The sequence below is a fragment of the Streptomyces sp. NPDC004542 genome, from assembly GCF_040610035.1.
Taxonomy (GTDB): domain Bacteria; phylum Actinomycetota; class Actinomycetes; order Streptomycetales; family Streptomycetaceae; genus Streptomyces.
The window spans coordinates 18,033-35,496 of record NZ_JBEXLP010000019.1 but is presented as its reverse complement, the minus strand read 5'-3'; the positions used below and the strand labels follow the sequence as shown (position 1 = coordinate 35,496).

Below are 17,464 nucleotides of genomic sequence, written 5' to 3'. Positions count from 1 at the left end.
GCACGGGCGCCGGCCGGCGGTACCGGCGAAGAAGCAGGATTTCTCCTGTCTGGGCTGCGCCGGGATCGTGTTCGTCTCCCTGGCCCTCGTCGTGCCGGTGGCCCTGGCCGACCACGCATGGGGCGACGAGGTGTGGGGCGACCTGGCTCCGGCCTGGCCGGGTGGCGCCTATGCCTTCGCCGCCACCGTCGGCGCCCTGGTCCCGCTCGCGCTCGCCGCGCTGATGGCGCCGCTGTCCCGGATGAACTGGAAGCGGAGCAAGGGGTGTTCGGTGGGGTGGGCGGTCGTCGGCGCGCCGGGGTTCGCCCTGGGCTGGGTGCTGACCGTCGTGATCTCCGGCGCCTTCCGGCCCAAGCACCGGCGGAACTGGGACAGTGAGTGCCACAGCCGGGGCCACGCCTGCTGGGTGCACGAGCGGTATCCGTGGATCTGGGCGGTGGGCGTGCTCGCCACGCTGGTGACGGCCGCGCTGCTGATCACCGTCCTGGTCCGGCTGGTCCGGCGCGCCGACCGCGCGTCCCGGCCCGCTGGGGGAAACATCCCCTAGCCGACCTTCGACATCCGCGAGACCGGGTTGCCCTCCGCCGAGCTGTCCGAGGTGTACTTCAGGTCGTCGCCGACCGGCGTCAACTCCACCTGGTGGGCGGCGGGGTTGCAGCCGTCGTGGTTGCCCTTGGCGCCCACCGAGGTGGCGAGGATCCGGGTCGGCGTGACCTTCTTCAGGGTCAGTACGTCGGTGCACACGCCGCCGAGCTGGTCGGTCTGCGTCAGCCGGCCCAGCTCCCTTCCCACGGTGGCCTGGTGGACGGTGAGCCGGAAGGTGCCGACGGGCAGGTTGCCGTCGAGGGCGGTGGCCTGGCCCTCCCAGGTCCCGAGGTAGCGGGCGGGGACCGGGAGCCGGACGGGGGTGGCGGTGGCACTGGACGTGGAGTCGCCCGCGGAGCCGGGGCCAGTGCCGGTGGCGGTGTCGGCGGGTGCCGGCGAGTATGCGCTGCCCCCGGCCGAGTCGTTGTCGCCGCCGCCGGTCATCGGCCGCACCAGGAAGGCGAGCCCCACGGTCACCCCCGCGAGCGCTCCCGCGACGGCCAGCGCGACGGTGCAGCTGACCCGGCGCCCGCGGCCCTGCTCGCCCGGGGTGGAGGTGGCCGCCATGGTGACGGACACCTTGCCGGGCCGCTGCTCGAAGGGGTGCGGGGGCGCGTCCCGGGGCCCGGGCATGGCGACCGGCCCCGGCCCCGGCATCACCGGCGCCGGCCCGAACTCCCCGGGCCCGGGCGCGGCCCCGCCCACCGAAGCCCCGTTCCCCGAAGCCCCGATCCCCGAAGCCCCGCCCACCGAAGGGCTGCTGAACCCCACCGGACCGGACGGCACCGCCTCCGCGGCCTCCAGGTTCAACAGGTGTACGGCGCTGCGGCTGACCTGTTCGACCAGCGGGCCCGGCAGCCAGCCGCCGGCGACCAGCCGGGCCGCGCCGTCGGGAGCGAGCCGCCGGGCCACCTCCCCGGGCGTGGGGCGGTGGCCGGGTTCCTTGGCCAGGCAGGCCTCGGCGACCTCCCGCAGGTCTCCGCCGAGCGCGCCGAGCTCCGGCTCCTCGTGGACGACCTTGTACAGCAGCGCGGCCGAGGAGTCCCCGGGGAAGGGCGGTTCGCCGGTCGCCGCGTACGCCAGGACCGCGCCGAGGGAGAAGACGTCCGCCGCGCCGGTGACGCCCTTGCCGACGATCTGCTCGGGGGACATGTAGCCGGGCGAGCCGACGGAGACGCCGGAGGAGGTCAGGGACGCGGTGCCGGCGGTGGCGCGGGCGATCCCGAAGTCGATCAGGAGGGGGCCGTCGAGGGTGAGCAGCACGTTGGACGGCTTGACGTCCCGGTGCACCAGGCCGAGTTCGTGGACGGCCGCCAGCGCCTCGGCGAGGCCGGCGCCCAGGGCTCGTACCGAGGACGTGGGCAGCGGTCCGTCGGCCTCCACCGCCGCGGCGAGGGTCGGCCCGGCCGCGTAGGCCGTGGCGACCCAGGGCACGGGGGCGTCGGGGTCGGCGTCCAGGACGGGCGCCGTCCAGGCGCCGCCGACCCGCCGGGCGGCGGTGATCTCGCGCCGGAACCGGGCGCGGAACTCCTCGTCCAGCGCGAAGTGCGGGTGCACGATCTTGACCGCGACGGTCCGGCCGCCGGCGCTGCGGCCCAGGTAGACCCGTCCCATCCCGCCCGCGCCGAGCCGGCCGAGCAGCCGGTAGGGCCCGATGACGGCAGGTTCGTCGGCCGCGAGCGGCTGCATGGCGTCCCCTCTCCCCGTACGCCGGTCTCCCCCGTGGCGTACGCCGTGCAGCAGCGTAGTGATTACGGCTGGAGCAGTTCCACCTTCACGTCCGCCGGGAAGCCGGTCGTCGGCCCCACCCGGCGCGCGAACTCCGCGACCGCGTTCAGCTGCGGCGCGCCGAAACTGAAGTCCAGGGTGGTGAAGTACTGCTCGAGGGTCCGCTCGTCGAAGGCCTCCCAGCGGGCCGCCTGCTCGGCGACCTTGCCGACCTCCTCCAGGGAGAGGTTGCGGGAGGCGAGGAACGCCTTGTGCACCTGGCGGGTGATGTCGGGCTCGCGCTCCGCGTACTCGCGCCGGGCGGCCCACACCGCGAAGACGAACGGCAGTCCCGTCCACTCCTTCCACAGCGCGCCCAGGTCGTGCACGTCGAGCCCGTAGCGCGGCCCGTCGTGCAGGTTGGCCCGCAGCGCCGCGTCGCCGATGAGGACGGCGGCCTCGGCCTCCTGCATCATCAGGCTGAGGTCGGGCGGGCAGGTGTAGTAGTCGGGCCGGACGCCGTAGCGCTCGGCGAGCAGCAGCTGGGCCAGGCGGACGGAGGTGCGGGAGGTCGAGCCGAGGGCGACCCGGGCGCCGTCCAGCTGTTCGAGGGGGACCTGCGAGACGATCACGCAGGACATCACCGGGCCGTCGCAGCCGACGGCGATGTCGGGGAAGGCGACCAGGTCGTCCGCGTTGCGCAGGAACTCCACGAGGGTGACGGGCCCGATGTCGAGGTCCCCCCGGACCAGTCGCTCGCTGAGCTTCTCGGGGGTGTCCTTGGTCAGCTCGAAGTCGAGGAGGGTGCCGGTTCTCGCGAGCCCCCAGTACAGGGGCAGGCAGTTCAGGAACTGGATGTGACCGACGCGCGGCCGGATGCGAGAATTGTCCACATCGCGAGACTAGACCCCGCGGGATACGGCACCGCGCCCGGCCCTCGGTCAACTGGCCCAACCGGTGGTCAAACTTCCGGGTGACGTGATCTTGACCTCTATTGCTTCGGGCCGCCCACGTGCTAGGCTCGCCGCAAGTTGCAGTTTGGTTTCCCTTGCAGTACAGAGCCTGCGGAGCATGTAACCGCAGGCTCTAGTCGTTTTCAGACGTATGCAGTTGTGCGGCGCTTGCTTTTCACACTTGCAGGTTCTGGAGCAGGGCGACCCTTTGGGCCCAAGGAGGGCTTATGGCTACCGGAACCGTTAAGTGGTTCAACGCCGAAAAGGGCTTTGGCTTCATCGCCCAGGAAGGCGGCGGCCCCGACGTCTTCGTTCACTACTCAGCGATCAACGCCACCGGCTTCCGCTCCCTCGAGGAGAACCAGCAGGTGAGCTTCGACGTCACGCAGGGCCCGAAGGGTCCGCAGGCGGAGAACGTCACCCCTGTCTGATCGCAGTCAGATAAGCAGTACCCAAGGAGCCCCGCGCCGTCCGGCGACGGGGCTCCTGCCTTTTCCGCGAGTCCGCTTCTCCGCTTTCATCGTTCATTTCCGGTTCACACGTGCTGCATCACCAGTACGAACGTCGTTCCTTCCGTGAGCGCCTCGTACGTGTGCGGCACATCCCCGCGATAGGACACGTAGTCCCCCGGGCCGAGTTCGACGGCTTCCCCGTGCGGACCCGCCTTCACGCGGCCCTCGCCGACCACGATGTGCTCGACGGTCCCCGGAATGTGCGGCTCGGAATCCCGTACGGTGCCGGGCTCCAGCCATACGTAGTAAATGTCCCGCCGGGCGCCGGGCGGGCTCGCCGAAAGCAAGGTGGCGAGATAGCTGGACTGCTCGGAGTGCACGACGGGACCCTCGCCCGCCCTGATCACCTGAACCGCCGGCACGGGCGGCTCCACCAGCACGCTGAACGGCACCCCGAGGGCCACCGCCAGCGCCCAGATCGTCTCCATGCTCGGATTCCCGCCCGCCCCTTCCAGCTGCGACAGCGTGGACTTGGCGATCCCGGCCCGCTTGGCCAGCTCCGTCAGGGACAGCCCGGCGCGGCCGCGTTCCCGCCGGAGGGAGGCGGCGATCCAGTCGAGAGGGAGCCGGGCGGGGACTGAGTCGGGCATCGCGTTCGCTCCATCGGTACGATCGTTCGCCTTGACGAACGATATGGCTGCTGTTCATTGTAGAGAACATGCGTTCGCCTTTCCGAACACCGACATCGGCTCACCGCACCCGCACCGCCCTGGTCCGCGACAGCTCGCTGGTCTGGCTGGCGAGCGGCGTCGTGGGCGTCTCCTTCGGCGCGGTCTCCGTGGCCGGCGGTCTGCCGCTGTGGGTACCGGTGGTGATGTCGCTGGTGGTGTACGCCGGATCGGCCCAGTTCAGCGCGGTCGGCGTACTGCTCGCCGGCGGCGGGCCGCTGGCCGCGGCGGCCACCGGCCTGCTCCTCAACACCCGTACGGCCGCCTTCAGTCTCGCGGTCGCGGAGATCATCGGCCGGGGCCCGCTCGCCCGGCTCGCCGGCGCCCACCTGGTGACCGACGAGACCGTGGCCTTCGCCCTCGCCCAGCGCGACCCGGAACTGCGGCGCACGGCGTTCTGGGTCTTTGGCCTCGGCCTGTTCGTCACCTGGAACACCGGAGTGCTGGCCGGCGCGTTCGCCGGGAGCGCCCTCGGCGACACCGCCCGGTACGGCCTGGACGCCGCCTTCCCCGCCGTCCTCGTGGCCCTGGTCCTGCCCACCCTGCGCGCGGACCGGGCCGTACGGCGCTCCGCGCTGCTCGGCGCCGCCCTGGCCCTGGCGGTGACGCCCGCCGTCCCGGCCGGCGTACCGGTACTGGTGGCCCTGTGCGGGCTGCTGCCGCACCGCGCCGCCCGGCGGGAGGTGACCCGGTGAACGCGACGGCCGCGATGATCCTGGCCCTCGCCGTGGGCACGTACGCCTTCCGGCTGGTGGGACCCGTGCTGCACGGGCGCGTGGAGATACCGGCGCGGGTGCGGGAACTGGCCTCCGCCGGGGCGGTCGTGCTCCTGGTCGCCCTGCTGGCGACGGGCGCCCTCACCGAGGGCGGGGGCTTCGCGGGCTGGGCCCGGCCGGCCGGGGTACTGGCGGCGGGCGTGCTGGCCTGGCGGCGGGCACCGTTCGTGGTGGTGGTGCTGGGAGCGGCCGTGGTGACGGGGGTGCTGCGGGCGGCGGGGCTGGGGTGAGAACGGTGTGCGGCGCGGCGCGCCCCTGAGCCCAGCCTCGCCGACCGGGACACCGCCCTGCTCCTCGCCGAACTGGGGGCCGGGCGGGCCGTCGTGCCCGCGGTGCCCGGGCTGCCCGTCCCCGGGGAGGGGGAGCTGCGGCTCGTTCCCCTCCCCGGGCTGCGGCCCCTTCCCGTCGGCTGGGCCGTACGCCGCTGGGACGCGCTGGGTCCGGCGGCCTGAGCCGGGCCCTGCCCGCTCCCCCACCGCCCGGCTCGCCTTCCCCTCCCTTCACCAAGTCACCGGCAGCTCCACGGGGAACCGGCGGATGGTCTTCGCGTCCCACTGGATCTTCTCCGGCGGCACCGCCAGCCGCAGCCGCGGGAAGCGCTCCAGCAACCGCCCCACGGCCACCTCCAGCTCGGCCAGGGCCAGGGGCACGCCGATGCACCGGTGGCCGCCCCAGCCGAAGGTCATGTGGGGGGCGTGGGGGCGGCCGAAGTCGATGGCGTGGGGGTCCGGGTAGCGGGCGGGGTCGCGGTTCGCGGTCAGGTAGGACACGTGGACGAAGTCGCCGGCCCGGATCTTCGTGCCGTCCAGCTCGACGTCCTCCAGGGCGATCCGCGGGATGCCCACGCCCTTGCGGAAGGGGATGTACCGGAGCAGTTCGTGGATGACCTCCGGCAGGGTCTCGGGGTGCCGCTTCAGGTGGTCCATCAGTTCGGGCCGGGTCAGCAGCAGGTACACGATGTTGCTGATCTGGCAGGTGGCCGTGTCCTGGCCGCTGAGGACCAGGGTGAGGGTCATGACGGCCATTTCCCTGTCGTCGAGCTGGTCCTCGCCGTCCCGGGCGGCGATCATCGCGCTGATGATGTCGTTGCCGGGGGTGCGGCGGCGCTGCTCGACGAGGGTGAGGAAGTAGGACGTCAGGTCGGTCTTGACCCGGGCGGCCGCTTCCTTGTTGTCCCGGCCGGTGACCAGGAGCTTGAGGACGAGTTCCCGCATCCGGGGCCATTCGTCCCGGGGGATGCCGAGCAGGTCCAGGATGGTGTGCTGGGGGAACGGGTCGGACAGGTGGCGTACGAGGTCGGTGGGCGGCCCCTCCTCCGCCATGTCGTCGAGCAGCGAGTCGGCGAGCCGGACGATCCGCTCCCGCATGCCGTCGACGCGTTCCTGGGCGAACGCCTGGGACGCCAGGCTCCGTACGCGGCTGCTCTGCGGCGGGTCCATGACGTTGACGGACTCGGGCGACACGATGGGCTCCGGGGTCATCCGGGGGTAGTCGTGGCCCATGATCCCCGCGCGGCTGAGGCGGCGGTCGACGGTGATCTGCTGGACCGAGTGGAAGTCGGTGGCCAGCCAGGCGTCGGCGTCGCCGTAGGGGAGGCGGATGCGGGTGAGGGACCCGCGTTCCATCAGGGCGGCGAGTTCGGGGTCGAAGTCGAGGGCGTGGCTGTAGTCGAAGGGGCAGGTGCGGGGTTCTTCGTCGGTCGTCATCAGGCAACAGCTCCAGGCATCGGCAGGACATCGGAGGCTTCCAGGGCGGGGCGCAGGGCCCTGGCCAGCTGGACGGCGTCGCCGATGGCCCAGAAGTGGACGAAGAAGAGACGGGGTTCGTCGGCGAGGTTGTGGTGGTGGAGTTCGACGAGCTCGACGCCGGCGCGGCGCAGGGCGGCGAGGACGTCCTGGACCTCCCTGGCGACCAGCGCGAGGTCGCCGCTGACCGCGGCCCGGCCGACGTCGGTCCAGTCGGCCGGCTGGGTCATCACGGGCTCGACGGGTGTGCGGGCCACCGCGTACGCGTTCTGGGCCACCGCCCCGGACAGCACGGGCGCGAGCGCCGCGGTGGCCAGCATGCGGCGCCTGGACGGGATGAACGGGACTTCCGGATGCTGCTGCTGTCTGTCGTCAGTCATGTCATATGCCTCCTGGCGCGATGGAAACACGGCAGGAGGCACGGACCCGTGACCCGCACCCGCCGGTGGGCCAGGCGGGTGAAGCGGGCTGGGGCGGTCGGGTGATCAGATGTACAGCCCGTCCACCTGCTTCGCGAAGTCCCGCATGATCGCTTCGCGGCGGAGTTTCATCGAGGGGGTGAGGTGACCGGCCGCCTCGGTGAAGTCGACGGGGAGGACCGTGAACCGCCGGATGGACTCGGGGCGGGAGACCATCTTGTTGGCCTCGTCCACCACCCGTTGCAGGACGGCCGTCAGTTCCACGTCGTCGAGGAGGAGTTCCGGCGGCACCGGGTGCTTGCCGTTCATCTGGCGCCAGTGGGTGATGCCGTCGGGGTCGAGGGTGAAGAGGGCGCCGATGTAGGGGCGGCCGTCGCCGACCAGCATGCACTGGGAGATCAGGGGGTGGGAGCGCAGCCAGTTCTCCATGGGGGCGGGGGCGACGGACTTTCCGCCGGCCGTGATGAGGAGTTCCTTCTTGCGGCCGGTGATGGTGAGGTAGCCCTCGTCGTCCAGCTCACCGATGTCACCGGTGGCGAGCCAGCCGTCCCGGGTGGCGGAGACCACTCCGCCCGCCTGGGGGTCCCAGTAGCCGCGGAGCACGTGTTCGCCCGCGATCAGGATCTCCCCGTCGGCCGCGATGCGGACCTTCGTGCCGGGCAGGGGCCAGCCGACGGTACCGAGGCGGGGCTTGAGGGGCGGGGTGGCCGTGGAGGCCCCGGTGGTCTCCGTGAGGCCGTAGCCCTCGTAGATCTCGATGCCCGCGCCCGCGTAGAAGGCGGCGAGGCGGCGGCCGAGCGGGGAGCCGCCGCAGATCGCCTGCCGCACCCTGCCGCCCATGGCGTTGCGGATACGGCGGTAGACCAGGGGGTCGTAGAAGGTGCGGGCGGTCCTCAGGGAGCGGCTGGGGCCGTTGCCGGTGCCGGTCTGGCGGGCCTCGAGCGCCTCGCCGTAGCGGACGGCGGTGGCGACGGCGCGGTCGAAGGTGGACACCCGTCCGTCCGCCTCCGCCTTGGCGCGGGCGGAGTTGAAGACCTTCTCCAGCATGTAGGGGATGGCCAGCAGGCAGGTCGGCCGGAACGCGGCCAGGTCCGGGAGCAGGTGCTCGGCCTTGAGGCTCGGGGCGTGCCCGAGCCGGACCCGGGCCCGGACGCACGCGATGGCCACCATCCGGCCGAAGACGTGGGACATCGGCAGGAACAGCAGCACCGACGCCTCCTCGCCCGACCGCGCCTTGAAGACCGGGTGGAGGAGCTCGATGGCGTTGTCGACCTGGGCGAAGAAGTTGCCGTGCGAGAGGGCGCAGCCCTTGGGGCGGCCGGTGGTGCCCGAGGTGTAGATGAGGGTGGCGAGCGTGTCGGGGACGAGCATGCCCCGGCGTACGGCGACCTCCGCGTCCGACCCCTGGGCGCCGAGTTCGGCCAGGCGGTCCACGTGGCCCTTCTCCATCACCCACACGTGGCGCAGGTCGGGGAGGTGTCCGAGTTCGGGGCCGACCGCGGCGGCCTGGCGGGTGGTCTCGGTGATCAGGGCGACCGCGCCGGAGTCCTGGAGGATCCAGCGGGTCTGGAAGACGGAGGAGGTGGGGTAGACGGGGACGGTGACCAGTCCGGCCGCCCAGGCGGCGAAGTCCAGCAGCGTCCACTCGTAGGTGGTGCGGGCCATGACGGCGATCCGGTCGCCGGGCGCGAAGCCCTCGGCGATCAGCCCCTTGGCCACCGCCAGTACCTGGTCGGCGAACTGGTGGGCCGTCACGTCCTGCCAGCCGCCGTCGGCGGTCTTGCGGCTGAGGACCACCGCGCCGGGGTCGGCCTCCGCGTTCTCGAACGGCAGGTCGGCCAGGGACCCGCGGTTGACCGGCGGGGCGAACGGCGGGACGGACGCCTCCCGTACCACCCCGTCCAGGCGCCGCGTCTCGGGCTCGACGAGGATCGGCCGGCCGTCGTAGTCGGTGGCGTTGATGGAGGGGCCGACGGAAGCCGTGGCAGCGGAGGAGACGGGGGCGTTCGGGTACGGGGTGGACACGGGCGGCTCCTCGGGCGTGCAGCGCGAACTGCTTGCTGCATGAATACGCGCCTCGCGCACCGAGGCGTTCACCGGCGGCCTGCCACAGAGATGGGTTACCGGCGGTTATGCAGGTGATCGTACGAGGCTCCTGTGGTGGGTCTGTGCGCGTTCGGGGATGGTCCGGCGCCAGGCGTGTGCAATCTCGTGGATTACGTGACGGAGGCTCACGTTCGTTCCAGGACCGCCGTCACCCCCTGGCCGCCGGCCGCGCAGACGGAGATCAGCCCGCGCGCCGGCCCCTCCCGCTCGGCCAGCAGCTTCGCCAGGGTCGCGACGATCCGGGCACCGGTGGCCGCGAAGGGGTGGCCGGTGGCGAGGGAGGAGCCCGCCACGTTCAGGCGGGCCCGGTCCACCGGGGCCAGGCCGCGCTTCTCCCAGGCCGCGAGGGTGGCCAGGACCTGGGAGGCGAAGGCCTCGTGCACCTCGACCAGGTCGAAGTCGGCCATCGTCAGACCCGCCCGTTCCAGCATGCGCGGGACCGCGTACGCGGGAGCCATCAGCAGGCCGTCCTCGCCGTCGGCCACATCGCCGTGCACGAAGTCCACCGCGGCCGTCTCGTACACCGTGAGGTAGGCCAGCGGCTCCAGGCCGCGTTCCGCCGCCCAGTCCTCGGAGGCCAGCAGGACCAGGGCCGCGCCGTCGGTCAGCGGGGTGGAATTGCCCGCGGTCATGGTCGGGTCGGGGTCCTTCAGGCCGAACACCGGCTTCAGCGTGGCCAGTTTCTCCACCGTGGAGCCCGGGCGGAGGTTCTGGTCCCGGGCCAGGCCGCGGAAGGGCACCACCAGGTCCTGGAAGAAGCCGCGTTCGTACGCCGCCGCCAGCCGCTGATGGCTGGCCGCCGCCAGTTCGTCCTGGGCCTCCCGGGTGATGCCCCAGGCCCGGGCGGTGACCGCCGCGTGCTCGCCCATCGACAGACCGGTGCGCGGCTCGGCGTTGCGGGGGATGTCGGGGACCAGATGGGCGGGGCGGACCTTGGCGAGGGCCTTGAGACGGGCGCCGAGGGACCTGGCCCGGCGGGCCTCGAGCAGGACGCGGCGCAGGTCGTCGTTGACGCCGAGGGGCGCGTCGCTCGCGGTGTCGACGCCGCCCGCGATCGCCGACTCGGTCTGGCCGAGGGCGATCTTGTTGGCGGCGGCGATGATCGCCTGGAGGCCGGTGCCGCAGGCCTGCTGGATGTCGTAGGCGGGGGTCGTTGCGTCGAGCCTCGAGCCGAGGACCGTCTCGCGGGTGAGGTTGAAGTCGCGGCTGTGCTTGAGCACCGCTCCGGCCACGACCTCGCCGACCGCGCCGGGGGCCTGGAGGCCGTGCCGCTCGACCAGGCCGTCCAGTGCGGCCGTGAGCATCTCCTGGTTGGAGGCGGTGGCGTACGGGCCGTCGGCGCGAGCGAAGGGGACGCGCGTACCGCCGATCACCGCGACCCGGCGGGCGCGAGGGGGTTCAAGGGGGCTCATCTCGACCTGCTTCTCACCGTGACGTAGGCTTACCTCCGGTAACCTTACTCCAGAGTAAGCAATTGAGCCCCCGGGAGTCGTCAGATGGCCGACCGCTACCTGAGCTTCACCGGCACCGCGCCCGGCCGCTTCCTGACCCGCCGGCTCGGGCTGCCGCAGCCGGCACCGCTGCGCCGCTTCTCGGAGCCGGACGCGTCGCCGGCCGGCCCCCTGCTGCACCTCACCGCCGGCACGTCCGGCCTCGACCTGGCCCCCGTCCTGGCCCGTACGGGGCTCCACGCGGGCTCCGAGGCGCCCGCCGCCGTCGTCCTCGACGCCACCGGCGTGCGGGACGTCGGGACGCTGGGCGAGGTGCACGCGGCCCTGCACCCCGTCGTGCGGTCGGTCGCCGCGAGCGGACGGGTGGTGGTGCTGGGCGCCCCGCTCGACCCGGCCGACCACCACCAGGCCGCCGCCCAGCAGGCGCTGGAGGGCTTCACCCGGTCCCTGGGCAAGGAGATCGGGCGGGGCAGGACCGTCAACCTGGTCCGGCTCACCGACGCGGCGGCCGCCGAGTCCACCCTGCGCTTCCTGCTCTCCCCCAAGTCCGCCTACGTCAGCGGCCAGGTCATCGGCGTGGACGGGACGACGGTCACCGCCCCCGGCGACTGGGAGCGGCCGCTCGCCGGGCGCACCGCACTGGTCACCGGCGCCGCACGCGGGATCGGGGAGGCCGTCGCGCAGACCCTGGCGAGGGACGGCGCCCGGGTCGTCGTCCTGGACGTACCGGCCGCCGAGGCGGACGCCCGGCGGGTCGCCGAACGGCTCGGCGGCACCGCCCTCATCCTCGACATCACCGCCGCCGACGCCGGTGACCGGATCGCGGCGGCGCTGCCCGACGGGCTCGACGTGCTGGTCCACAACGCGGGCATCACCCGGGACCGCCGACTGGTCAACATGCCGGCCGAGCGCTGGGCTTCCGTGCTGGAGGTCAACCTCGCCAGTGTGCTGCGCACGACCGACGCGCTGCTCGCGCACGGGACCCTGCGGCCCGGCGGGCGGATCGTGGCCACCGCGTCGATCGCGGGTCTGGCGGGGAACGCGGGGCAGACGAACTACGGGGCGAGCAAGGCGGGGGTGGTCGGGCTGGTGCGGTCCCTGGCGCCCCGGGCACTGAGCGGGCACGGGGTCACGGTCAACGCGGTCGCCCCCGGATTCATCGAGACCAGGATGACCGCCTCGATCCCCCTGTTCATCCGGGAGGCAGGACGGCGGATGAACTCCCTCGCCCAGGGCGGGCTGCCCGTCGACGTCGCCGAGACCACCGCCTGGCTCGCCCACCCGGCCTCCGGCGCGGTCAACGGACAGGTCGTCCGGGTCTGCGGCCAGAGCCTGCTGGGGGCGTAGCCGTGACCGAGCTCGCCGGCCTGCCCGCCCTCCCGCCGCTCCTCCTGCGCGGCGCCCTCCTCTCCCCCTTCAAGCACCCCCGTCCGGACGCGGACCACCCCCGCGACCGGCTCGTGGTGCCCGGGCTGCGCGTGGACCTCGCGCGGCTGGCCGCCTACGAGCGGGTGTGCGGCTTCCCGACCGGCGAGGACGCGCTGCCGGTGACGTACCCGCATGTGCTGGGGTTCCCGCTGGCCATGCGGCTGATGAGCGGGCGCGCCTTCCCGCTGCCGCTGCTCGGACTCGTCCACACCTCCATCGAGATGACCCGGCGCGGCGCGCTGGCGGCCGGTGGGACGTACGAACTCGCCGTGCACGTCGACGGGCTGGTGCCGCACCGGCGCGGCACCGAGGCGGTCGTGGTCACCGAGCTGCGGGCGGACGGGGAAGCGGTGTGGGAGTCGCGGAGCACCTACCTGGCACGGCACCGCACGAACGGCCCGGCGGTACCGGCCCCCGGCGGACGCCAGGAGCAGGGGCGGCTGCCCGGGCTCGAGGAGTGGCAGCTGGCCGGTGACGTGGGGCGGCGGTACGGCGCCGTGTCCGGCGACCGCAACCCGATCCACCTCAGCCCGCTGACCGCCCGCCTCTTCGGCTTCCCGCGTGCCATCGCGCACGGCATGTGGACCGTGGCCCGCTGTCTCGCCGCGCACGGAACACCCGACGCGGTGCTGGTGCGGGCGGAGTTCCGGGCGCCGGTGCTGCTGCCGGGGACGGTGACGTACGCGGCCCGGGACGGCCGGTTCGAGCTGCGGGACGGCGACAGGACGCACCTGACCGGGGACGTCTACGCGCTGGTGCCCTGAGCCGTCGGCTCCGGCGGCCACCAGGGCCGCCCGTCCATCAGGTTGGCCAGGCCCGCCCACGCGAAGTTCATCAGCGTCGCGGCCGCCTGCCGGGCGGTGACCCCCGGGGTCGCGTTGGCCCAGGCGGCGAGGGACTCGGCGGCGCCCACCAGGGCCTCGGCGTGGCCGGCGACTTCCCGCTCGGGCAGGTCGGGGTCCCGGTGGGCCTCCCGGGCGGCGACGACGATCAGCTCGGTGACGAACGCGACGAGCTCCTCGCGCATCGCCCTGACCTCGGCGGCGAAGGGCTCGCCGTGCGTGCGGGCCTGGAGGTGCAGCACGGACCAGCCGTCCGGGTGCTCGGCGGTGTGCGCGAAGAACGCCAGCAGCCCGTCCCAGAGTTGTCGGTCGGCGGGCAGACCGGGCCCGACCCCTGCGCGCACGGCGTCCGTCAGCGCCTTGGCCTCGCGGCGGATGCAGGCGGTGAAGAGGTCTTCCTTCGAGTTCAGGTACAGGTACACCAACGGCTTGGACACGCCCGCCAGTTCGGCGATCTCGTCCATCGACGCGGCCATGTACCCGCGCTGGCCGAAGGTCCGTACGGCGGCGTCGAGCATCTGCTGCTCCCGCACCGCGCGCGGCATCCGCTTGGTCTTCACGGCACCCATGGGGGCAAGAGTAGTGGGGGGCGCCGCCCGTGCCCCCGGACACGGCTCAGGAGGTGGTCTGGCCCTGCGACCGCGCGGTGTCGTCGGCGAGGTCCTCCTGGCTGCGGTTGGCCTCGAGATCGGCCTTCGCACGGTCGACCCGCCGCACGATCTGCTCGGAGGCGCGGTCCCGCTCCTTGCGCAGCACCACCCAGCTGATCGGCGCCGAGAGCACCAGGGAGAGCAGCAGGACCCACAGGAAGTTCGAGTCGCCGAAGCCGCGCGGGAAGATGCCGGAGTAGACGGCGCCCCAGACGACCACGAGGCAGCCCGCGAAGATTCCGAGGCGCATCAGCGTGTAGCGGAGCATCTCAATCCAGTCTTCCGATTCCGAAAAGGGGCACCGTCCAGTGAAGCACGCCGGGCGACGGATCCCGGCGGGGGGTGGGACGCATCACCGCGGGGCGCGTACCGCGGGACGCGTCACCGCAGCGGCAGGAGCATGATGATGTCGTCCCGGTCGTCGTCCGGGGCGACGCGGATCGCGCCGGGCACCCGGCCGACCTCCTGGTAGCCGCAGGAGCCGTAGAACCGCTCCAGCCCGAGTCCGCCCCGGCAGGTGAGCCGTATCGCGTCGATGCCCTCGAAGCCGCGGGCGGCGTCCTCGGCGGCGGCCAGCAGCGCGCGGCCGTAGCCCTGGCCCTGGTGCTTCGGGTGGACCATCACCGTGTACAGCCACACCCAGTGCGTCATCAGCCGGTGCGTGTTGAAGGAGAAGAAGGCGGTCGCGGCGACCCCGCCCGACTCGTCGTGCCCGACCAGCAGCCGGTGGCGTCCCTCGGCCATCGCGGTGAGGTGCCTCACCAGCTCGGGGCGTATCTCGTCGCGCGTCACGGGGGCCACGAAGCCGACGGCTCCGCCCGCGTCGGTGACGTCGGTCCACAGGTCGAGGATGCCGTCGCGGAGGGCGGGGGTGACGGCGGGATCGAGCGTGAAGGTAAGAGGCACGAACGGATGTTATCCCTTACCGCCGCCGGGGATGCACAGCCATCAGCCGAGCGCTGCGCGTCACCCTCCCCGAAGACGGTCCGCGTGGGCGTTCCGGTGCAGGGGGCAGCCCCGGCAGTGGGCCGCGGCCGCACGGAGTCCGTCCAGGTCGGCCGCACGGTCCGGTACGAAGAGCGCTGCGGTGCAGGCCTTCTCGGAGGCCTGCGTGGTGGCCATGCCGGACGGGTACCCGTCCGGCCCCGCCCGTCACGTCACGTCACACGCGCATCGGCTGCGGGGACTCCCGGCGCGCGGGGTCCGGGCCGTCGTACTCGCGGATGATCTCGTACCGGGTGTTGCGCTCCACCGGGCGGAAGCCCGCGTCCCGGATGAGTTCGAGGAGGTCCTCGCGGGTCAGCTTGTTCGGGGTGCCGTAGTTGTCCGCGTCGTGCGTGATCTTGTACTCGACGACCGAGCCGTCCATGTCGTCGGCGCCGTGCTGGAGGGCCAGCTGGGCGGTCTGCACGCCGTGCATCACCCAGAAGACCTTCACGTGCGGGACGTTGTCGAAGAGCAGGCGGGAGACGGCGAAGGTCTTCAGGGCCTCGGCGCCGGTCGCCATCTGGGTCCGTGCCTGGAGGCGGTTGCGGACCTTGCCGTCCTTCATGTCCACGAAGTCGTGCTGGTAGCGCAGCGGGATGAAGACCTGGAAGCCGTTCGTCTCGTCCTGCAGCTCCCGCAGGCGCAGGACGTGGTCGACCCGGTGGCGGGGCTCCTCGATGTGGCCGTACAGCATGGTGCACGGGGTCTTGAGCCCCTTCTCGTGCGCCAGGCGGTGGATCCGCGACCAGTCCTCCCAGTGGGTGCGGTGGTCGACGATGTGCTGCCGGACCTCCCAGTCGAAGATCTCCGCGCCGCCGCCGGTGAGGGACTCCAGGCCCGCGTCGATGAGCTCGTCGAGGATCTCGCTCGCGCTGAGGCCGGAGATCGTCTCGAAGTGGTGGATCTCGGTGGCGGTGAAGGCCTTGAGCGAGACGTTCGGCAGGGCGGCCTTCAGCTCGCGCAGGGAGCGCGGGTAGTACCGCCAGGGGAGGTTGGGGTGCAGCCCGTTGACGATGTGCAGCTCGGTGAGGTTCTCCCCCTCCATCGCCTTGGCGAGCTTCACCGCCTCCTCGATGCGCATCGTGTACGCGTCCTTCTCGCCCGGCTTGCGCTGGAAGGAGCAGTAGGCGCAGGACGCGGTGCACACGTTGGTCATGTTGAGGTGCCGGTTGACGTTGAAGTGGACGACGTCGCCGTTCTTCCGCGTCCGCACCTCGTGGGCGAGCCCGCCCAGCCAGGCCAGGTCGTCCGACTCGTACAGCGCGATGCCGTCCTCGCGGGTCAGCCGCTCACCGGAACGGACCTTCTCCTCCAGCTCGCGCTTGAGCCCGACGTCCATGCCCACACCTTTCTCCGACAACTCGCCCAACGTTACGCCCCGCCCTCCGGACGGGGTGACCCCCCGTACGGCTACCGCGCCGCGCGCCTACACCTCTTCCGGCAGCTCCCCCACCCGGTTCTCCCACTTCGTGGACAGCACGATCGTGGTACGGGTCCGCGAGACGCCCTTCGTCCCGCTGAGCCGCCGGATGGTCTTCTCCAGCCCGTCCACGTCCGTGGAGCGCACCTTGAGCATGAAGGAGTCGTCACCCGCGATGAACCAGCAGTCCTCGATCTCCGTCAGGTCCTTCAGCCGGCCGGCCACGTCCTCGTGGTCGGCGGCGTCGGAGAGCGAGATGCCGATCAGGGCGGTGACCCCGAGGCCGAGGGAGGCGGAGTTCACGGTGGCCCGGTAGCCGGTGATGACACCGGCCGCCTCCAGCCGGTTGATGCGGTCGGTGACGCTGGGGCCCGACAGGCCGACGAGACGCCCCAGCTCCGCGTACGAGGCCCGGCCGTTCTCCCTCAGGGCCTGGATGAGCTGCCTGTCCACCGCGTCCATGCGATCGAAGCCTTCCGGTGAAAAGTTCTCGGAGTGATGAGAGGTGCTGCGTACTGCCAGTGACTCGACTTGCTCAGACGGCGCTCATGTCGTGCGGGTTGCGTCGCCGCCGCCCAGCTCCCCCTGCCAGCGCCGGTAGAGGCGGTGCTCCACGCCCGCCGCGTCGAGAACGCGTCCGGCGACGAAGTCCACCAGGTCCTGGATGTGGGTGGCGCCCGCGTAGAAGGCCGGCGAGGCGGGGACCACGGTCGCTCCCGCGTCGTCCAGGGCGACCAGGTGACGCAGGGTCTGCCCGTTCAACGGGGTCTCCCGTACGGCCACGACGAGCCTGCGGCGCTCCTTGAGCGTGACGCTCGCGGCCCGCTGCAACAGGTCCTTCGACAGCCCGAGCGCGACCCCCGCCACACAAGCGGTGGAGGCGGGCACGATCAGCATGCCCTTCACCGGGTACGACCCCGAGGACGGCCCGGCCGCCAGGTCCCCGGCGCTCCAGTACCGCACGCCCTCGACGTCCACCGCGAAGGTGCCCGGCTTGCCGTCGGCCCCCCTGGCCAGCCATTCGCGCAGGTCCTCCCGCCAGTGCGCGTCCCGGAACGAGATCCCCGTCTCGTCCAGCAGCGTCAGGCGTGACGCCCTCGACACCACGAGGTCGACCGGTTCCCCCGCCGCCAGCAGCGCCCGCAGCACGGCAGCCGCGTACGGGGTCCCCGACGCTCCGGACACCCCCACGATCCAAGGCACGCGCTGCGTTTC

General features: G+C 72.6%; 19 protein-coding genes and 2 pseudogenes. 7 read left to right on the top strand and 14 right to left on the bottom strand.

The features are described 5' to 3' along the window. Positions 1–67 precede the first annotated feature (67 nt). On the top strand, positions 68–547 hold the full coding sequence (locus ABZX30_RS13825; protein ID WP_355932877.1) for a hypothetical protein: 480 nt from the start codon (positions 68–70) through the stop codon (positions 545–547). On the opposite strand, the gene ABZX30_RS13820 is transcribed toward ABZX30_RS13825, so the two are convergent. Together ABZX30_RS13820 and ABZX30_RS13815 are read right to left on the bottom strand one after the other, a co-directional pair. Further along, the gene (locus tag ABZX30_RS13820) at positions 544–2,274 is read right to left on the bottom strand and encodes a serine/threonine-protein kinase (protein ID WP_355932874.1); all 1,731 of its coding nucleotides are present in this window, start codon (positions 2,272–2,274) and stop codon (positions 544–546) included. The two genes, ABZX30_RS13825 and ABZX30_RS13820, sit on opposite strands and share 4 nt — an antisense overlap. A 62-nt stretch (positions 2,275–2,336) precedes the next feature. After that, a complete protein-coding gene (locus ABZX30_RS13815) occupies positions 2,337–3,185 on the bottom strand; it encodes a menaquinone biosynthesis protein (RefSeq protein WP_355932871.1) in 849 nt (282 codons plus the stop codon). Between the two features lie 287 nt (positions 3,186–3,472). On the opposite strand from ABZX30_RS13815, the gene ABZX30_RS13810 reads away from it, so the two are divergent. Continuing rightward, positions 3,473–3,676 (top strand): cold-shock protein, encoded by a 204-nt coding sequence (locus ABZX30_RS13810; RefSeq protein WP_004984723.1) that lies wholly within the window; start codon positions 3,473–3,475, stop codon positions 3,674–3,676. A 104-nt stretch (positions 3,677–3,780) separates the two neighbouring features. Here the strand turns inward: ABZX30_RS13810 and ABZX30_RS13805 are convergent, their stop codons facing one another. Beyond that, positions 3,781–4,347 carry an XRE family transcriptional regulator gene (locus ABZX30_RS13805; protein ID WP_355932869.1) on the bottom strand — a complete coding sequence of 189 codons (567 nt, stop codon included), beginning with the start codon at positions 4,345–4,347 and terminating at the stop codon, positions 3,781–3,783. A 68-nt stretch (positions 4,348–4,415) separates the two neighbouring features. Here ABZX30_RS13805 and ABZX30_RS13800 point away from each other — a divergent pair, with 68 nt between their 5' ends. The 3 genes and pseudogenes from ABZX30_RS13800 to ABZX30_RS13790 form a co-directional block, all read left to right on the top strand. Then, entirely contained in the window at positions 4,416–5,120 is a 705-nt protein-coding gene (locus ABZX30_RS13800; protein WP_355932867.1) for an AzlC family ABC transporter permease, read from the top strand. Beyond that, a complete protein-coding gene (locus ABZX30_RS13795; RefSeq protein ID WP_355932865.1) occupies positions 5,117–5,431 on the top strand; it encodes an AzlD domain-containing protein in 315 nt (104 codons plus the stop codon). Before ABZX30_RS13800 ends, ABZX30_RS13795 begins: the two co-directional genes overlap by 4 nt. Before the next feature lie 33 nt (positions 5,432–5,464). Then, positions 5,465–5,653 (top strand): annotated as a pseudogene (locus tag ABZX30_RS13790) (LysR family transcriptional regulator); the annotation flags it as partial. Between the two features lie 48 nt (positions 5,654–5,701). On the opposite strand, the gene ABZX30_RS13785 reads toward ABZX30_RS13790, so the two are convergent. From ABZX30_RS13785 to ABZX30_RS13770, 4 genes are all read right to left on the bottom strand, one after another. After that, positions 5,702–6,907 carry a cytochrome P450 gene (locus ABZX30_RS13785; protein WP_355932863.1) on the bottom strand — a complete coding sequence of 402 codons (1,206 nt, stop codon included), beginning with the start codon at positions 6,905–6,907 and terminating at the stop codon, positions 5,702–5,704. Next, positions 6,907–7,326 carry a DUF1259 domain-containing protein gene (locus ABZX30_RS13780; RefSeq protein ID WP_355932860.1) on the bottom strand — a complete coding sequence of 140 codons (420 nt, stop codon included), beginning with the start codon at positions 7,324–7,326 and terminating at the stop codon, positions 6,907–6,909. The genes ABZX30_RS13785 and ABZX30_RS13780 overlap by 1 nt, the downstream gene beginning before the upstream one ends. Before the next feature lie 105 nt (positions 7,327–7,431). Beyond that, the gene (locus ABZX30_RS13775; RefSeq protein ID WP_355932858.1) at positions 7,432–9,390 is read right to left on the bottom strand and encodes a long-chain fatty acid--CoA ligase; all 1,959 of its coding nucleotides are present in this window, start codon (positions 9,388–9,390) and stop codon (positions 7,432–7,434) included. Positions 9,391–9,596: 206 nt separating this feature from the next. Next, positions 9,597–10,883 (bottom strand): acetyl-CoA C-acetyltransferase, encoded by a 1,287-nt coding sequence (locus ABZX30_RS13770; protein ID WP_355932856.1) that lies wholly within the window; start codon positions 10,881–10,883, stop codon positions 9,597–9,599. 84 nt (positions 10,884–10,967) lie between these two features. Between ABZX30_RS13770 and ABZX30_RS13765 the strand changes: the two genes are divergently transcribed. Together ABZX30_RS13765 and ABZX30_RS13760 are read left to right on the top strand one after the other, a co-directional pair. After that, a complete protein-coding gene (locus ABZX30_RS13765) occupies positions 10,968–12,269 on the top strand; it encodes a 3-oxoacyl-ACP reductase (protein ID WP_355932854.1) in 1,302 nt (433 codons plus the stop codon). A gap of 2 nt (positions 12,270–12,271) precedes the next feature. Then, positions 12,272–13,114 carry a MaoC/PaaZ C-terminal domain-containing protein gene (locus tag ABZX30_RS13760; RefSeq protein ID WP_355932851.1) on the top strand — a complete coding sequence of 281 codons (843 nt, stop codon included), beginning with the start codon at positions 12,272–12,274 and terminating at the stop codon, positions 13,112–13,114. Here ABZX30_RS13760 and ABZX30_RS13755 read toward each other — a convergent pair. From ABZX30_RS13755 to ABZX30_RS13725, 7 genes and pseudogenes are all read right to left on the bottom strand, one after another. Further along, on the bottom strand, positions 13,096–13,761 hold the full coding sequence (locus tag ABZX30_RS13755; RefSeq protein ID WP_355932849.1) for a TetR/AcrR family transcriptional regulator: 666 nt from the start codon (positions 13,759–13,761) through the stop codon (positions 13,096–13,098). The two genes, ABZX30_RS13760 and ABZX30_RS13755, sit on opposite strands and share 19 nt — an antisense overlap. Before the next feature lie 46 nt (positions 13,762–13,807). Continuing rightward, entirely contained in the window at positions 13,808–14,110 is a 303-nt protein-coding gene (locus ABZX30_RS13750) for a DUF4229 domain-containing protein (protein ID WP_355932846.1), read from the bottom strand. Positions 14,111–14,223: 113 nt separating this feature from the next. Next, positions 14,224–14,748, bottom strand: a complete 525-nt coding sequence (locus ABZX30_RS13745; RefSeq protein ID WP_355932844.1) for a GNAT family N-acetyltransferase — start codon at positions 14,746–14,748, stop codon at positions 14,224–14,226. Positions 14,749–14,807: 59 nt separating this feature from the next. Next, positions 14,808–14,964 (bottom strand): annotated as a pseudogene (locus ABZX30_RS13740) (uracil-DNA glycosylase); the annotation flags it as partial. Positions 14,965–15,004: 40 nt separating this feature from the next. Next, positions 15,005–16,168, bottom strand: a complete 1,164-nt coding sequence (gene mqnE / locus ABZX30_RS13735; RefSeq protein WP_355932841.1) for an aminofutalosine synthase MqnE — start codon at positions 16,166–16,168, stop codon at positions 15,005–15,007. 87 nt (positions 16,169–16,255) lie between these two features. Further along, on the bottom strand, positions 16,256–16,711 hold the full coding sequence (locus ABZX30_RS13730; protein ID WP_355932839.1) for an Lrp/AsnC family transcriptional regulator: 456 nt from the start codon (positions 16,709–16,711) through the stop codon (positions 16,256–16,258). Positions 16,712–16,795: 84 nt separating this feature from the next. After that, positions 16,796–17,452, bottom strand: coding sequence for a UbiX family flavin prenyltransferase (locus tag ABZX30_RS13725; protein WP_355932837.1), 657 nt, complete (start codon positions 17,450–17,452; stop codon positions 16,796–16,798). Between the last annotated feature and the right edge of the window lie 12 nt (positions 17,453–17,464).

What these genes read in the sequence shown, in the direction of transcription:
- ABZX30_RS13805 (WP_355932869.1), bottom strand. Translation starts at nt 4,347, where the DNA reads ATGCCCGACTCAGTCCCCGCCCGGCTCCCTCTCGACTGGATCGCCGCC.
- ABZX30_RS13765 (WP_355932854.1), top strand. Translation starts at nt 10,968, where the DNA reads ATGGCCGACCGCTACCTGAGCTTCACCGGCACCGCGCCCGGCCGCTTC.
- ABZX30_RS13785 (WP_355932863.1), bottom strand. Translation starts at nt 6,907, where the DNA reads ATGACGACCGACGAAGAACCCCGCACCTGCCCCTTCGACTACAGCCAC.
- ABZX30_RS13750 (WP_355932846.1), bottom strand. Translation starts at nt 14,110, where the DNA reads ATGCTCCGCTACACGCTGATGCGCCTCGGAATCTTCGCGGGCTGCCTC.
- ABZX30_RS13800 (WP_355932867.1), top strand. Translation starts at nt 4,416, where the DNA reads ATGCGTTCGCCTTTCCGAACACCGACATCGGCTCACCGCACCCGCACC.
- ABZX30_RS13755 (WP_355932849.1), bottom strand. Translation starts at nt 13,761, where the DNA reads ATGGGTGCCGTGAAGACCAAGCGGATGCCGCGCGCGGTGCGGGAGCAG.
- ABZX30_RS13780 (WP_355932860.1), bottom strand. Translation starts at nt 7,326, where the DNA reads ATGACTGACGACAGACAGCAGCAGCATCCGGAAGTCCCGTTCATCCCG.
- ABZX30_RS13810 (WP_004984723.1), top strand. Translation starts at nt 3,473, where the DNA reads ATGGCTACCGGAACCGTTAAGTGGTTCAACGCCGAAAAGGGCTTTGGC.
- ABZX30_RS13730 (WP_355932839.1), bottom strand. Translation starts at nt 16,711, where the DNA reads ATGGACGCGGTGGACAGGCAGCTCATCCAGGCCCTGAGGGAGAACGGC.
- ABZX30_RS13770 (WP_355932856.1), bottom strand. Translation starts at nt 10,883, where the DNA reads ATGAGCCCCCTTGAACCCCCTCGCGCCCGCCGGGTCGCGGTGATCGGC.
- mqnE (WP_355932841.1), bottom strand. Translation starts at nt 16,168, where the DNA reads ATGGACGTCGGGCTCAAGCGCGAGCTGGAGGAGAAGGTCCGTTCCGGT.
- ABZX30_RS13820 (WP_355932874.1), bottom strand. Translation starts at nt 2,274, where the DNA reads ATGCAGCCGCTCGCGGCCGACGAACCTGCCGTCATCGGGCCCTACCGG.